11 protein-coding genes are annotated in these 14,918 nt (G+C 66.4%); 7 read left to right on the forward strand and 4 right to left on the reverse strand.

All coding sequences use genetic code 11. The features are described from left to right. The first annotated feature begins 28 nt into the window (after positions 1-28). A complete protein-coding gene (gene trpA, locus GGQ74_RS09645) occupies positions 29-802 on the forward strand; it encodes a tryptophan synthase subunit alpha (RefSeq protein ID WP_167941348.1) in 774 nt (257 codons plus the stop codon). 82 nt (positions 803-884) lie between these two features. Here trpA and GGQ74_RS09650 read toward each other — a convergent pair whose 3' ends face one another. After that, a complete protein-coding gene (locus tag GGQ74_RS09650; RefSeq protein ID WP_167941349.1) occupies positions 885-1,706 on the reverse strand; it encodes a prepilin peptidase in 822 nt (273 codons plus the stop codon). Positions 1,707-1,813: 107 nt separating this feature from the next. On the opposite strand from GGQ74_RS09650, the gene GGQ74_RS09655 reads away from it, so the two are divergent. Next, a complete protein-coding gene (locus GGQ74_RS09655) occupies positions 1,814-3,112 on the forward strand; it encodes a phenylacetate--CoA ligase family protein (protein ID WP_167941350.1) in 1,299 nt (432 codons plus the stop codon). Between the two features lie 356 nt (positions 3,113-3,468). On the opposite strand, the gene GGQ74_RS09660 is transcribed toward GGQ74_RS09655, so the two are convergent. Both GGQ74_RS09660 and GGQ74_RS09665 read right to left on the reverse strand, forming a co-directional pair. After that, a complete protein-coding gene (locus GGQ74_RS09660; protein WP_167941351.1) occupies positions 3,469-4,602 on the reverse strand; it encodes an AI-2E family transporter in 1,134 nt (377 codons plus the stop codon). A gap of 58 nt (positions 4,603-4,660) precedes the next feature. After that, complete coding sequence (locus GGQ74_RS09665) at positions 4,661-5,926, reverse strand: BPL-N domain-containing protein (protein ID WP_167941352.1); 1,266 nt, start codon at positions 5,924-5,926, stop codon at positions 4,661-4,663. 205 nt (positions 5,927-6,131) lie between these two features. Between GGQ74_RS09665 and GGQ74_RS09670 the strand changes: the two genes are divergently transcribed. The 5 genes from GGQ74_RS09670 to GGQ74_RS09690 all read left to right on the forward strand — a co-directional run bounded on the left by GGQ74_RS09670 (position 6,132) and on the right by GGQ74_RS09690 (position 13,673). Then, complete coding sequence (locus GGQ74_RS09670; RefSeq protein ID WP_167941353.1) at positions 6,132-8,786, forward strand: valine--tRNA ligase; 2,655 nt, start codon at positions 6,132-6,134, stop codon at positions 8,784-8,786. 214 nt (positions 8,787-9,000) lie between these two features. Continuing rightward, complete coding sequence (gene cobA / locus GGQ74_RS09675) at positions 9,001-10,509, forward strand: uroporphyrinogen-III C-methyltransferase (protein ID WP_167941354.1); 1,509 nt, start codon at positions 9,001-9,003, stop codon at positions 10,507-10,509. Positions 10,510-10,543: 34 nt separating this feature from the next. Next, positions 10,544-11,218 (forward strand): phosphoribosylglycinamide formyltransferase, encoded by a 675-nt coding sequence (purN, locus tag GGQ74_RS09680; protein ID WP_167941355.1) that lies wholly within the window; start codon positions 10,544-10,546, stop codon positions 11,216-11,218. Between the two features lie 434 nt (positions 11,219-11,652). Next, a complete protein-coding gene (gene mqnE / locus GGQ74_RS09685) occupies positions 11,653-12,717 on the forward strand; it encodes an aminofutalosine synthase MqnE (RefSeq protein ID WP_167941356.1) in 1,065 nt (354 codons plus the stop codon). 17 nt (positions 12,718-12,734) lie between these two features. Continuing rightward, positions 12,735-13,673, forward strand: a complete 939-nt coding sequence (locus GGQ74_RS09690; protein ID WP_167941357.1) for a DUF1848 family protein — start codon at positions 12,735-12,737, stop codon at positions 13,671-13,673. 57 nt (positions 13,674-13,730) lie between these two features. On the opposite strand, the gene aroC is transcribed toward GGQ74_RS09690, so the two are convergent. Beyond that, positions 13,731-14,783 carry a chorismate synthase gene (gene aroC, locus GGQ74_RS09695; RefSeq protein ID WP_167941358.1) on the reverse strand — a complete coding sequence of 351 codons (1,053 nt, stop codon included), beginning with the start codon at positions 14,781-14,783 and terminating at the stop codon, positions 13,731-13,733. Positions 14,784-14,918: the final 135 nt, after the last annotated feature.

A 14,918-nucleotide genomic window follows, 5' to 3' on the forward strand; every position in this document is an offset into this window, starting at 1 on the left:
CGGCATGGCCGCAGTGGAGCGATACAACATGAAGGAATCGAAACTGACGCAGAGCATACGGCAGGCGCGGGCCGAGGGCCGCACCGCGCTCATCCCCTACATCCCGGCGGGCTTTCCGGGGCTTCAAGAGTTCTGGAACGTGCTGGCCGAGCTGGACGCCGCCGGGGCGGACGTCATCGAGATCGGCGTGCCGTTCTCGGACCCGGTGGCCGACGGCCCAACCGTGGAGCAGGCCTCGCTGGAGTGCATCGAACGCGGCGTGACCCTGTCGTGGATTCTGACCGAACTCGAAGGGCGGCGTGCAGGCATTCGGGCGGCCATCGTGCTCATGGGCTACGTGAATCCCTTCTTCCGCTACGGCTACGAGCGCCTCGCCAAGGACGCCGCGCGCGCCGGGGTGGACGGATTCATCGTCCCGGACCTGCCCTTCGAGGAGTCTGGAGACCTGCGGGCCGCACTGGCGGACACTGGCATCGCGCTGGTGCCGCTGGTGGGCCTCAACACCCCCGCCGAGCGCATGAAGCTCTACACCAAGGGCTTCGGCGGCTTCTGCTACGTGGTTAGCGTGATGGGCGTCACCGGCGAGCGGGTGGACATCTCCGGCGATGTGGCGCGTACCATCGCCGAGGCGCGGGCCTGCTTTGACATCCCCGTGGCCCTCGGCTTCGGTCTGAAAACGCCGGACCAGCTTGCGGCCATGGCCGAGAAGCCGGACGCGGCGGTTTTCGGCAGTTCGCTCATCACCCACCTGCGTGGCGGTGGTAGCGCCGGGGAATTCATGAAGGTCTGGACCGGGCGCTAGGCCCGAAGGCGTCCGGCGCGCGCGTGAGCGGGCGTTCGGATTTCGCGAGGCGGGGCGGCCTGTGCGCCCCGCCCTCGTTTGGCTAGCCGAGAAGGGCGAGCCAGCGGTGGCCCCACAGGATGCCCGCCGTTATGGCGATGCATAGGAAGGGGCCGAAGGGCAGGGGGGCCTTCGCGGATTCTTCTGCCCCGCGTCTGCCAACCAATGCGGCAAGCCCTGCGAGCGCCGCGCCAAGCGCGATGACCGGGGGCAAGAGTCCCACGCCGAGGAGCGCTCCCGCAAGCGCGACGAGCGCCATGTCCCCCACGCCGAGCCATTGCCCGGAGCGCAGGCGTGCGCTGCCGAGGCGCAGGACCCAAAACAGTCCGGCTCCCACCGCTACGCCGAAGAGCGAATCCCGCAGGGGAACGCCAAGCAGCGTGGGAGCGACGACGAGGGCCGCAGCCGCGCCGATGAGCAGGGACCGCGTGGGCATGATCCGCGTGTCGAAGGCGAGGAAGCTCGTCACGATGAACAGGCCCGTGAAGGCCATATGCACGGCCCACTGCGGGCCGGGGCCGAAGCGCAGCGCCAGTGCCAGCGCAACGACGCCGGTGAGGGCCTCCACCATCGGATAGCGTGGGCTGATGGGCAGGTGGCATTGGCGGCAGCGACCGCGCAAGAGCAGGTAGCTGACGAGGGGAACGTTTTCCCACCATGCGAGAAAGTGCCCGCACTTTGGGCATTTCGAACGTGGCGGATTGGTCACGGTCTCGCCGGAGAGCGTGCGGTGGATGCAGACGTTGTAGAAGCTTCCGAGGCACAGGCCCAGTACGAGGGCCAGCCCCTGGAATGCATGCAGATAGAGGTCCATGCGCAATTCCGTGTTGGGTCCGAGGTTGAACGGCGGCCTGAATTGAGGCATTGTCTCCCGGTTCGGGCACTCCTGCCGTGATCGTTAATGAATTTTAGGGGTTCGGACAAGCGCGAACACGCTTGCGCCCCATTGCAAGTCAAAGGAGACTGCGGCGTATGCAGTACAAGGACCGTTTCATTCCGCTTCTTTCCGAGGAACAGATCCGCGACACCCAGCTCAACGGTCTCAAGTGGACGGTGCAGCATGCAGCGGCCGGAAGCCCTGCCTACGCCGCGAAATTCCGCGAGGCGGGCATCGACCCGGCGGGTGTGCAGAGCCTCGACGACCTCCAGCATCTGCCCTTCACCTCGGTGGAGGACCTGCGCGACGGCTATCCCTTCCCCCTGCTTTCCGTGCCCGAGGAGGAAGTGGTGCGCATCCATGCCTCCAGCGGCACCACCGGCAAGCGCAAGGTGCTCTGCTACACGCAAAAGGACGTCAACGACTGGAAGAACATGATGGCCCGCTGCTTCGAGCTGGCCGGGCTCTCCCGGCTCGACCGCATCCAGATTTGCGCGGGCTACGGCCTGTGGACGGCGGGCGTCGGCTTCCAGCTTGGCTGTGAGCACTTCGGTGCCATGGCCGTTCCCGTCGGCCCCGGCAACCTCGACATGCAGCTTCAGCTCCTCACGGACATGGGCGTCACCTGCATGTGCTCCACGGCCAGCATGGCGCTGCTCATGGGCGAGGAAGTCGAGAAGCACGGCCTGCGCGACAAGCTGCGCCTGCGCACCTGCATCTTTGGTTCCGAGGCCCACACGCCCAAGATGCGCCGCCGCTTCGAGGAGCTTCTCGGCATTGAGGACAGCTTCGACATCTCCGGCATGACCGAACTCTACGGTCCCGGTGCCGGTCTCGAATGCCCGGCCCACGAGGGTATCCACTACTGGGCCGACATGTACATCGCCGAGATCATCGACCCCGAGACGCTCAGGCCCGTCGCCCCCGGCGAGGTGGGCGAGCTGGTCCTCACCTCCCTGCGCAAGGAGGCCGCGCCCCTCGTGCGCTACCGCACCCACGACCTCACGCGGCTCATCCCCGGAACCTGTTCCTGCGGCGTCACCATGCCGCGCCACGATAAGATCATGGGCCGCTCCGACGACATGATTATCTTCCGTGGCGTGAACATCTACCCCGGTCAGATCGCCGCCGTTCTCGAAGGCTTCCCCGGCGTGTCCTCGGAATATCAGGTCCGCCTCAGCCGCGTCGAAGGCCGCGACAACATGACCATCTCCATCGAGCGTGCCCGTGATGCGCATTCCGGTGGCGACGCCGATCTCGCTCGCGCAGTTGGCGGCGTGATGCACAAGCAACTCATGGCTCGCGCCGGGATCGAGATCGTTGATCACGGGAGCCTGCCACGTTCCTTCGGCAAGACCCGCCGCATCATCGACGACCGCGAAAACGGCAACTGACGCCGCATTTCGCACCTGCGCCATATCGAAACGACAAGGGGCGGCATCCGACGGATGCCGCCCCTTTTTCACGTTTGACGTGTGGGGGGAAAAGCCTCCGGCGGCCGGGCGTGGGGGCGGGAGGGATGCCTCCGGCGGCCGGGGCTTTGCCCCGGACCCCAGTCAAGGAAATGATTTCCTTGACAATCCTCACTAGGGCTTCGTCGCTCAAAGCCGCACGGCTCGCCAAGGGCGCCCACGTCCATCGCATGTCGGGGTTCCAAGGGGCCAGCGGCCCCTTGGCCGGCGGAGCCTACGGCTTGCATGCGGCAAAGACCGATACGGCTGGCCACAGCGCCACAGCGCCCCGTGTGCCGTCAGGCGTCGCTGTCGGGCGGCGCGGGTGCTGCGGCTGGGGTGAGTGTGCCGAGGTAGCGTTGCCAGTAGGCCCAGAGCAGGCAGGTGCAGGGGATGGCCATGAGCAGGCCGAGCATCCCGAGGAGCTGGCCCCAGATGGACAGCGACAGCAGGATGAATGCTGGCGACAGGCCGGTGACCTTGCCCATGATGCGCGGGGTGAGCACGGCGTCCTGAATGATCTGGACCACGGCGAACACGGTGAGGATGAGGGCGGTTTCGGTCCAGATGGGGGTTCCGGTCTCCAGCGCGTGGACGATGCCGAGGGCGAGGGCCGGGATGAAGCCGACGATCTGGAGGTAGGGCACCATGTTGAGCAGGCCGATGAACAGGCCGAGGAGAATGCCAAGCGGCAGGCCGATGAGGCCGAAGCCGATGGCGAACAGGACGCCCACGAGCCCCGCCACGGCGGCCTGCGCGCGGAAGTAGCGGCTCATGGCGGTGCTGAATTCGTCGATGAAGGCGGTGACGCCCTCGCGGCGGGCGGGCGGGATGACTTGGGTCCAGCCCTCGCGTACGCGGCGGTAGTCGATGAGCAGGAACACGAGATAGAGCAGGATGACGAACAGACCGACCACGCCGAAGAGCGCGTTGGCCGCGCCCTGCATGATTCCCCACATCCCCGGCAGGAGCTTGGAAAGGACGGTGCGTGCGAGGGAGAGGACGTCGGGCGAGGCGAGGATGTCGCGCACGTTCTGCTGGGCGAGAGTGTCCTTGACGGCCTGCCAGAGTTCAGGGGGCAGGCTTTGCAGGGCCTTGTGGTCGAGGGTGGAGCCGTCGGCCATTTCGGCGACGAGCCGCGCCATGTGGCGGATTTCGCCAGTGATGACCGGCGTGAGCAGCCACAGGGCGAGCCAGATGGCCGCCCCCACGAGGGTGAGGGCGGCGACGACGGCCGTGGCTCGATTGCCGATGCGGCGTTCGATGACCTCGGTCAGCGGGTTGAGCAGGTATGCCAGAACGAGGGCCACGACGAAGGGGATGAGCGCGTCGGCCAGAAGGTTCAGCAGCCAGACCCCGGCAGCGAGGACGCCCGCCGACAGGGCAAGACGTACGACACGGTCGAGGGTGTAGGGGCGGTTGTCTGAAAACACGCGGACCTCCCGCTGTGCCCGCTGCCGGGCGTTATGGTTCGTGGCGCGCTGCGCCGGGTCAGTCTCCTCCGTCGCGAAGGGCCAGCCAGAGCAGCTTGTCCAGCACGCGGGCGAGCTTGGCGAAGAGTCCGCCGTATTGCATGTGCTGGCCGAAGAGGGCGGTGCGCTGCTCGCGCAGGCTGTCGCTCGGGATGTCGCCGGACGATTCGGGAACGCTCATGGCCAGCCGCTCGGCCAGCAGGTATCCGGCCAGCCCGTGGCTGAACATGTCGAGATTTTCGAGGAAGGCGTCGCAGTGGTTTTTCCAGTAGGCCTCGGCCTCGGGCGTGGGCACGAGGTTCTGGGCCTGACAGGCCATGGAGTAGAGCGAATTGATGTACGCGCCGGGGATGCCGCGCCGCCAGCCCAGAAGCCACGAGTTGCGCCGGAAGATGAGCAGGTGGTCCATGCCGAGGGCGATGATTTCTTCGAGGGCGGCCTTGGCCGCGGCCAGTGCCTCTCCGCCCGCAGCATCCGGCCAGCGGCGCTCGAGGCTGTCGAGATTCCACGCGGGCAGGACCGAGGGCGAGCCTACGGCGGGGGACAGGCCCGTCAGGCGCTGCAGGATATGCGCAAACCAGAGGTTGGCGTCGGGCGATGAGGGCGTTTCGAGGTGCGCGTAGGACAGCAGATAGCGTCCCTTGCCGAAATTGCCTTCAATGATGCAGGGCTGGTCGGTCATGAATTCCGGCCAGATGCGGATGCCGTACTGGGTTTCGAGGTCGGCCAGCGGCTGCTTGGGCATGCTGTCCAGCGGCAGGTCCGCCACCCAGAAATCCGGGCCGGGAGCCTCGTAGGTGGCCAGCACGCGCACGTCGTCGCGCGGCTGGTACTCGAAGCGGGCGGGCCACCACACGGGGATGAGCGGCCGCTCGGGCAGAACGTCCGGGGTCAGGCCGCCGCGTTCGCCGAGGCGGGTGAACATGTGCCCGCTGCATGCGTGCTGAAGGCGATCCGTGAAGGCGCGGCGCTTCCACGGGCACAGGCCGAGACCGTAGGGCCCGGTGAGGGCGAGGCCGGTGCCGCCGCAGAAGCCCATGTACACGCCGCCGTGGCGGATGTAGCTGCGGACTTCGGAGACGCCCTGCTCGCCGAGGTGATCGTATTTTGCCCGGGCCCAACCGCCGGGAACCAGCAGCATGAGGGGCGGTTCGGCAGAAAGAAGGCCGTCCGCGATTTCGTCGCCGCGTACGAGACGATGCGGCAACCCCCACGATTTGATGGCTCTCCAGGCCAGAAGACCCCACAGGTGCGACTCGTCCCAGTATATATAGATGCTTGACATTGCGTGTGTGCTCATTAGGCTGTGGTGCCGCGCTGTTCCGCGGTGGCTTGTCCGGGCGGAGCCTTCCGCGTTCGCTGCGGCGATTTCAGCTCCGCAACATGGTCATTGAATCCCATCTGCGGGCCGTGTATGAACGGGCGCGTTCCCCGGACGGGGAGAATCTACGGAAATTACGTCAAGAAGTGAAGACGAGGAGATAATCGCCATGGCAGCAAAGACCCTGCCCAAAGGTTACGAGCCCGCGGACGTTGAGTCCCGTTGGCGCGCCTACTGGGAAGAGAACAAGACCTTCACCCCCGACGTGGACGCCGAGGGCCAGCCCTATTCCATCGTCATTCCCCCGCCGAACGTCACCGGCCAGCTCCACATCGGCCACGCGCTGAACCTCACCCTGCAGGATATCCTGTGCCGTTACAACCGGCAGCAGGGCCGCAAGGTGCTGTGGGTTCCCGGCATGGACCATGCGGGTATCGCCACCCAGAACGTCGTCGAGCGTAAGCTCGCCACCGAAGGCCTCAAGCGCGAGGATCTCGGCCGCGAGAAGTTCATCGAGCGCGTGTGGGAGTGGAAGGAGGAGTACGGCGGCAAGATTCTGAACCAGATTCGCCGCCTGGGCTGCTCCGTGGACTGGACCCGCGAGCGCTTCACCATGGACGAGGGCCTGTCGCGCGCCGTGCGTGAGGTGTTCGTGCAGCTCTACGAAGAGGGCCTCATCTACAAGGGCGACTACATCGTCAACTGGTGCCCGCGCTGCAACACCGCGCTGGCCGATGACGAGGTCGATCACTCCGCCGAGAAGGGTGCCCTGCACTACATCACCTACAAGCTCGAAGACGGCTCCGGCGACATCACCATCGCCACCACCCGTCCCGAGACCATGCTCGCCGACACGGCCATTGCCGTGCATCCCGAGGACGAGCGCTTCAATCACCTCATTGGCAAGTACGCCATCCTGCCGCTGGTGGGCCGCCGCCTCATCATCATCGGCGACAAGTACGTCGACCGTGAGTTCGGCACCGGCTGCCTGAAGGTGACCCCCGCCCACGACATGAACGACTGGGAGCTTGGCCGCAAGCACAACCTCGAAGTCATCTCCATCCTCAACGAGGACGGCACTCTCAACGAGAAGGCCGGTGAGTTCGCGGGCATGACCTGCCCCGATGCGCGCAAGAAGATCATCGGCATGCTCGAAGAGGCCGGTCATCTCGTGCGCATCGACGAGCACGAGCACAACGTGGGCCACTGCTACCGTTGCAAGACGGTCATCGAGCCGTTCGTGTCCACCCAGTGGTTCGTGGCCGTGAAGAGCCTCGCCGAAGAGGCCGCCAAGGCCGTCGAGGACGGACGTACCAAGATCTACCCCGCGTCGTGGAACAAGACCTATTTCCACTGGCTCGACAACATCCGCGACTGGTGCATCTCGCGCCAGCTGTGGTGGGGCCACCGCATCCCGGCGTGGACCTGTGAGGAGTGCGGCGAGCTTGTCGTGTCCCGTCAGGATCCCACCACCTGCCCCAAGTGCGGCGCAAGCCGCCTCGTGCAGGACGAGGACGTGCTCGACACCTGGTTCTCCTCCGCCCTGTGGCCCTTCACGACCATGGGCTGGCCGGACAAGACCCGCGAACTGGAACAGTTCTACCCCACGTCCTGCCTGAGCACCGGCTTCGACATCCTGTTCTTCTGGGTGGCCCGCATGATGATGATGGGCCTGCACTTCCTGGACAAGGTGCCCTTCAACGACGTGTACATCCACGCCCTCGTCCGTGACGGCGAAGGCAAGAAGATGTCCAAGTCCACCGGCAACGTCATCGACCCGCTCATCATGTGCGACAAGTACGGCACGGACAGCCTGCGCCTCACTCTCGCCGCGCTGGCGGCCATGGGCCGCGACGTGAAGCTCGCCGAGGAGCGCATCGAGGGCTACCGCCACTTCATGAACAAGATGTGGAACGCCGCACGTTTCGCCATGATGAACCTCCCCGAGGAAGTTCCGGCCGTGGACGTGCGCGACGCATCGAGCGTGGCCGACCGCTGGATCCTCACTCGCATCGAGGAAGTGAAGGACGCCGTGCAGGAGGCCATCGAGGGCTACCGCTTCAACGATGCCGCGCAGGCGATCTACAACTTCACTTGGCGTGAGTTCTGCGACTGGTACCTCGAAATGATCAAGGGCGACCTGAACGGCGAGGACGAGGCCCGCAAGGCCATGACGCAGAAGGTCCTGCACACCGTGCTGAGCGAACTGCTGACCCTCGCCCATCCGATCATCCCCTTCATCACCGAGGAGATCTACGCCACCCTGCCCGGACACGAGGACGCCGACCTCGCCAGCGAGCGCTATCCCGAGCGCCGTCCCGAGTGCCGCATGGCCGGTGTGGTGGAGCACATGCAGCTTCTGCAGGATGTCATCGTCAGCGTGCGAAACATCCGTGGCGAGCTGAACATCAAGCCGTCCCTGCCCCTCGACGTGCTCGTGCGCACCACCGACGACGCCACCCGCGACTTCCTGATTGATCATCAGGACCTCATCGTGGCCCTCGCCCGCGTGCAGAGCGTCACCGCCGGGACCGACGTCGTCGCTCCCAAGGCCTGCGCCTCGCATGTGGTGTCCGGCAACGAGGTTTTCGTGCCGCTCATCGGCGCGGTGGACTTCGATGTCGAACTGGCGCGCATGGACAAGGAACTCGGCAAGGTGGACAAGGTGCTCTCGGGCATCGAGAAGAAGCTTGCCAATACCTCCTTCGTGGAGAACGCCCCGGCCGAGGTGGTCGAGGGTGAGCGTGCCAAGGCCGCTGAACTCCAGGAAAAGAAGGAAAAGCTCGCTCGGCTTCAGCAGCGTCTGCGCGACGCCATGGCCTAGGCCGAGCCGCTCTCCGGCGGCGTGCCCCACGGGACGCCGCCTTTGACATGACAGGAATGCCAACCGGGCATCCCGGCGCACGCCGGGGTGCCCGGTCACGTACTGCGGGGCCGCGCAATGCGGCGTGTCCGTGGGCGCTTTCCGTCGCGTCGCAGCATTTCGAACCCAGACGGGGCGCACCCCTGTTGCCGCAGTCATCTGCAAAGGAGCCAGAATGGCAGACGTGTATCTCATCGGCGCGGGACCCGGAGATCCGGGGCTTCTGACCCTCAGGGCCAAGGAGATTCTGGAGACCGCCGATATCCTGGTCTACGACTATCTCGCCAACGACGAGTTCCTGAACTACGCCAAGCCCGGTGCCGAGATCATCTACGTGGGCAAGAAGGGCGGCGATCACACCCTGCCGCAGGACAAGATCAACGACCTTCTGGTGGAGCGCGCCCGCGAGGGCAAGACCATCGCCCGGCTCAAGGGCGGTGACCCCTACGTCTTCGGACGCGGTGGCGAGGAGGCCGAGGAACTCATTGCCGCAGGTCTGACCTTCGAGGTCGTGCCCGGCGTGACCGCTGGCGTGGCCGCGCCCGCCTACGCGGGCATTCCTGTGACCCACCGCGAGCACACCACCTCGGTCTGCTTCATCACCGGCCACGAGGACCCCACCAAGGAGCGCACCGGACACAACTGGGACGTCTACGCCAAGAGCGAGAGCACCCTCGTGTTCTACATGGGCGTGAAGAACCTGCCCATGATCGCCGAGCGTCTCATCTCCGGCGGTCGCGATCCCAAGACCCCCGTCGCCCTCGTGCGCTGGGGTACCCGCTGCAATCAGGAGTCCATGGTCTCCACGCTGGAGAACGTGGCCGACGAGGCGGCACGCCGCAATTTTCAGGCTCCGTCCATCATCGTGGTCGGCAGCGTGTGCTCCCTGCACGACAAGCTCAACTGGTTCGAGAAGCGTCCGCTTCTGGGCAAGGGCGTCGTGGTCACCCGCGCTCGCGAGCAGGCCAGCGGCTTTGCCGACATCCTGCGCGAACAGGGCGCATGCGTCATGCAGTTCCCCACCATCAGCATCAATGCGCTGCCGGATTATGCCGAGGTGCGCGAGGCCATCGGTGGCATCGACAGCTACGACTGGGTGGTCTTCACCTCCGTCAACGGCGTCCGGCATTTCTGGAACGTGCTCGAATCCATGAATCTCGACACCCGCGTCCTCGGCGGACGCAAGGTGGCGGCCATCGGTCCCGCCACGGCCGAGGAACTCGCCCTGCGCGGCATCCGTGCGGACTTCGTGCCCGACAAGTACGTCGCCGAGCACGTGGTGGAGGGGCTTATCGCCCGTGGCGTGGGGCAGGGCACCAAGGTGCTCGTCCCCCGTGCGCGCGTAGCCCGCGAGGTGCTGCCCGACGAACTGCGCAAGGTCGGCGCCGAGGTGCGCATCCTGCCCGTCTACGAGACCGGTCTCAACGAGAGCGGCCCCGAGGCCCTCGTGAAGCGCCTCGAAGCGGGCGAAGTGGATTTCGTGACCTTCACCAGCTCCTCCACCGTGGAGAACTTCTTCCGCCTGTTGCCCCCGGACGAGTTGCGGAAGCATCAGCCCCGTGTGAAACTGGCCTGCATCGGTCCCGTCACGGCCAAGACTCTCGAAGGCTTCGGCTTCACTCCCGACATCCAGCCCGAGGACTACACCATCCCCGCGCTGGCGCGGGCACTGGCTGAGGCCTAGGCCAACGGCTCACGCAGCAACAAGGAGCACGCGAATGTCCCTGCCCTTAGCGGTTCTGGTTTCCGGCGGCGGGTCCAACCTCCAGGCCATCATCGATGCTGTGGAGGCGGGCCGGATCGACGCGGAAATCCGGCTGGTCCTGTCCAACCGGGCCGATGCCAATGGCATCGAGCGGGCGCGCAAGCATGGCATCCCCACCGCGGTGGTGGAGCACGCCGCCTTTGCCTCGCGTGAGGACTTCGACCGCGAAATGATCCGCATCATCCGCGCCCACGGCGCGGAGGTCATCGTGCTGGCGGGCTTCATGCGGCTGCTGACGCCGATGTTCATCCGCGAGTTCGCGCCCAACATCGTGAACATCCATCCGGCACTCCTGCCGAGCTTCCCCGGCGTGCACGGTCAGCGTGACGCCGCAGCCTACGGCGTGAAAATAGCCGGATGCACCGCGCACTTCGTGGACGAGATCATGGACAACGGCCCGGTGATCATTCAGGCCGCCGTGCCGGTCATGGCGGGCGAGGACGGCGCGGCCCTCGGCGAGCGCATCCTCGCCTACGAGCATCGCATCTATCCGCAGGCCATCAAGTGGCTGGCCGAAGGACGCCTGCGCGTCAACGACCGCCACGTGCACCTCGAACCCTCGGACGCGCCGCTCGCGGCGCAGCCGCAGGGCGCACTGGTCAGCCCGCCGCTCGAAGAGGGCTTTTAGGGCGGGTGGCGAGCGCGTGGCGTAGCGCACGGGCGCAGTTGCCAGCCGTATCGTTCATTGACGGGTGCGAGACGTAGGCTCCGCCGGCCAAGGGGCCGCTGGCCCCTTGGAACCCCGATCTGCGATAAACGTGGGTGCCCTTGGCGAGCCGTGCGGCTTTGAGCGACGAAGCCCTAGTGAGGATTGTCAAGGGGGTCACCCCCTTGACCGGGTCCGGGCAGCGCCCGGCCGCCGGAGGCCATGCGCGACCGCCGGAGGCCTCGTTTCCAGCGCATTCATACGAATCGACAAGGCCCGGAACGGTTTTACCGTTTCGGGCCTTTTGCGTGGTGTTCGGGAGGCGGGGCTTTACTCGCGCGGCGTGTGTCCGTATGGTCTCCACGCGTCGCGGGCTTCATCGCGGCGGCAGAAAACGCATGCGAGGCGAAAGGGACATGCAGAAGATCATCGACAGGCTTGCGGAAGGCGGACGCATCTCGGTTGACGAGGCGCTTGTGCTCGCCGAATCCTGCGACATCCACACGCTGGGCGAACTGGGGCTGGCCGCCCGCAGACGGCGCTTCGGCGACAAGGCCTTCTGGGTCTACAACCAGCATCTGAATTTCACGAACGTGTGCGCCAATGCGTGCCGTTTTTGCGCATTCTCCAAGCGCGCCGGGGACGATGGCGCGTACACCTATTCCATCGACGACATCCGCGCCAGAATCCGCGAGCGCGCCCACGAGCCCATCCGCGAGGTGCACATCGTTGGCGGCCTGAATCCGGATCTGCCGTACTCCTACTACATGGACCTCATCGCCGCCGTGCGCGAGGAAAGCCCGAGCGTGGCCATCAAGGCCTTCACCGCCGTTGAGGTGGCCTATCTGGCCGGGCACACCGGGCGCAGCGTGCGCGAGGTGCTGGCTGACATGAAGGCGGCAGGACTGGACGCACTGCCCGGCGGCGGGGCGGAAGTTTTCTCGCCCGAGCTGCGCAAGCGCCTGTGCCCGGAGAAGCTCTCCGGCGAACAGTGGCTGGAGATTCACGAGACGGCCCACGGCATGGGCCTGCCTACCAACTGCACGCTACTCTTCGGACACATCGAGACGTGGCGCGACAGGCTGGAGCACATGGACGCCCTGCGCAGTTTGCAGGACCGCACCGGCGGATTCCAGGTCTTCATCCCGCTCCAGTACCAGCCGAAGAACAACCCGCTGGAGGCCGAGGGCACCGACGGGGCGGACTACCTGCGCATGATCGCCATTTCGCGCCTGTTCATGGACAACGTGGCGCATCTCAAGGCGTACTGGGCATTCTCGGGCATCAAGCCCGCCCAGATGGCCCTGCACGCCGGTGCCGACGATTTCGATGGCACCCTCGTGGAGGAGAAGGTGGGCCATGCTGCTGGAGCGTCCTCGCCCAAGGGCATGACCGTGGAGCGCCTGAAGGAGACCATCCGTCAGGCCGGATTCGTGCCCGTGGAGCGCGACACCTTCTTCCGTGAGACGGAAGGGGCCTAGGCCGCGCCGGGGCGACAGTGATCGTCAGCGCCAGCAGGCGGACCGACATTCCGGCCTTCTACGGGCCGTGGTTCGAGCGCCGCATCCGCGAGGGCTTCGCGCTGGCCGTGAATCCGCGCAATCCGGAGCAGGTCCGCCGCGTGCCGCTAACGCCGCAGGACGTGGACCTCATCGTCTTCTGGACTAAACATCCCGCACCGTTCTTTCGATGCCTGAACCTCCTCGACGAGAGGGGGTTCAGGCATCTTTTCATGTATACGCTAAACGACTATCCGCAAGCACTGGAGCCGCGTCTGCCGCCGCTTTGCGAGCGGGTGGCGACCTTTCGCAGGCTTGCCGAGCGCCTTGGACCTCGGCGCGTGGTCTGGCGGTACGATCCGGTGATCATCTCGGAGCGGACGCCGCCGGAATACCACGCCGAGGCCTTTGGACGTCTGGCGCGGGCGCTTCGCGGCTCGACGCTGCGCGTGGCCGTGAGCCTCTTGGCCGTGTATCGGCGAAATGGCGGGCGGCTGGAGCAATTGGCCCGGCAGCACGGCATGCGCTGCGAGGACGTGCGGGGAGAGCATGAATTGGTGGGGAGCACGGCGCGGGCCCTTGCGCAGGCCGCGCGGGAGAACGGCATGGCCATCCACGCCTGCGCGGAGTCCGCAAACCTTGCTCCCTACGGCATTCCGGCCGGGGCGTGCATCGACGGGGAACTCGCTTCGGAGGTGGCGGGACGGCCCGTGATCGGCGGGCGCGATGGCGGACAGCGGACGTTGTGCCGCTGCGTGCCGTCTGTGGACATCGGTGCCTACGACACCTGCCGCTTCGGCTGCGCCTATTGCTATGCCACCACGAGCGAACAGGCCGTGGCGGCCACGGTGGCCCGTCACGATCCGGGCTCGCCCGCGCTGGTGGGGCATCCTGACGTCCCGCCCGAGCGGCCGCGTCAGTTCAGGCTGCCGCTGTAGCGTCCGGCGTCATGGGCGTGCGGAACGGGTGGGCCGGGGCGCGCCGGGGCGTGGCGGTCAGGCGTTGCGCTTTTGCAGCAGCCAGAAGTCCGCGAGGGTGAGGAGTGTCATGGCCTTCAGCACGGGATTGATGCGCGGAATGGCCGCAATGTCGTGCCTGCCGCCCACGGTGATGGTCGTGGCCTCGCCGGAGCGGGTGATGGTTTGCTGCTCGCGGGAGATGGACGGGATGGGCTTCACGGCCACGCGGGCCACGATGGTCTGGCCGCTGGAGATGCCGCCGAGGATGCCGCCAGCGTTGTTGGAGGCGAAGCCCTGCGGGGTGATGGGGTCGTTGTTGGTGCTACCGTTGGCTTGGGCGGCGGCGAATCCGGAGCCGATCTCCACGCCCTTGACCGCGCCAACGCCCATGAGAGCGTAGGCAAGCCGCGCGTCGAGCTTGTCGAATACGGGTTCGCCCAGTCCTGCGGGAACGCCGGTGGCGACGATTTCCACGATGCCGCCGAGGGTGTCGCCGCGCCCCTTGGTCTCGCGCACCAGTTCCTCCCAGCGGGGGACGATGTCCGGATCGGGGGCGAAGAAGGGGCGGTCCTGCGCGCCCTGCGGGTCCGCAATCTGCGCGCGCACGCTGCCGAGTTCCAGCGTGTAGGCCGTGACGGCGATGCCCGCGCGGGCCAGAAGCGCCTGCGCCACCGCGCCGCCCGCCACGCGCGAGACTGTCTCGCGGCCGGAGGAGCGTCCGCCGCCGCGATAGTCGCGCACACCAAATTTGGCGTCGAAGGTGAAGTCCGCGTGGCCGGGGCGGTAGACCTCGCTGATGGTGGAGTAGTCGCGCGAGCGCTGATCCTCGTTGGCGATGTGGAAGGCGATGGGCGTGCCTGTGCTGCGGCCCTCGAAGACGCCGGAGAGGATGCGTACGGTGTCGCTCTCCTTTCGCGCTGTGGATGCCGAGCCCTGTCCGGGCTTGCGGCGGTCCAGCTCGCGCTGGATGATCTCCTCGGAAAGCTCCACGCCGGGCGGGCAGCCGTCGATGACGCCGCCGAGTCCGGGGCCGTGGGATTCGCCGTAGGTGGTCAGCCGAAAGAGTGTGCCGAAGGTGTTTGCGCTCATGTTTCCTCCCGATGCCTCACACCGTTAGCAGAAAAGCCGCCGCCCGGCCAAGGGCGGAGTTTGGCGTCCCCCAGGGGGTATGGTTCCTGCATGCCCCGTCGTAGGCGGAAGAACCTGCCGCCATTGGAGGAATCG

Source organism: Desulfobaculum xiamenense (assembly GCF_011927665.1).
Classification (GTDB): Bacteria; Desulfobacterota; Desulfovibrionia; order Desulfovibrionales; family Desulfovibrionaceae; genus Desulfobaculum; species Desulfobaculum xiamenense.

What these genes read in the sequence shown, in the direction of transcription:
- cobA (WP_167941354.1), top strand. Translation starts at nt 9,001, where the DNA reads ATGGCAGACGTGTATCTCATCGGCGCGGGACCCGGAGATCCGGGGCTT.
- GGQ74_RS09650 (WP_167941349.1), bottom strand. Translation starts at nt 1,706, where the DNA reads ATGCCTCAATTCAGGCCGCCGTTCAACCTCGGACCCAACACGGAATTG.
- purN (WP_167941355.1), top strand. Translation starts at nt 10,544, where the DNA reads ATGTCCCTGCCCTTAGCGGTTCTGGTTTCCGGCGGCGGGTCCAACCTC.
- mqnE (WP_167941356.1), top strand. Translation starts at nt 11,653, where the DNA reads ATGCAGAAGATCATCGACAGGCTTGCGGAAGGCGGACGCATCTCGGTT.
- GGQ74_RS09670 (WP_167941353.1), top strand. Translation starts at nt 6,132, where the DNA reads ATGGCAGCAAAGACCCTGCCCAAAGGTTACGAGCCCGCGGACGTTGAG.
- GGQ74_RS09655 (WP_167941350.1), top strand. Translation starts at nt 1,814, where the DNA reads ATGCAGTACAAGGACCGTTTCATTCCGCTTCTTTCCGAGGAACAGATC.
- GGQ74_RS09665 (WP_167941352.1), bottom strand. Translation starts at nt 5,926, where the DNA reads ATGTCAAGCATCTATATATACTGGGACGAGTCGCACCTGTGGGGTCTT.
- aroC (WP_167941358.1), bottom strand. Translation starts at nt 14,783, where the DNA reads ATGAGCGCAAACACCTTCGGCACACTCTTTCGGCTGACCACCTACGGC.
- trpA (WP_167941348.1), top strand. Translation starts at nt 29, where the DNA reads ATGAAGGAATCGAAACTGACGCAGAGCATACGGCAGGCGCGGGCCGAG.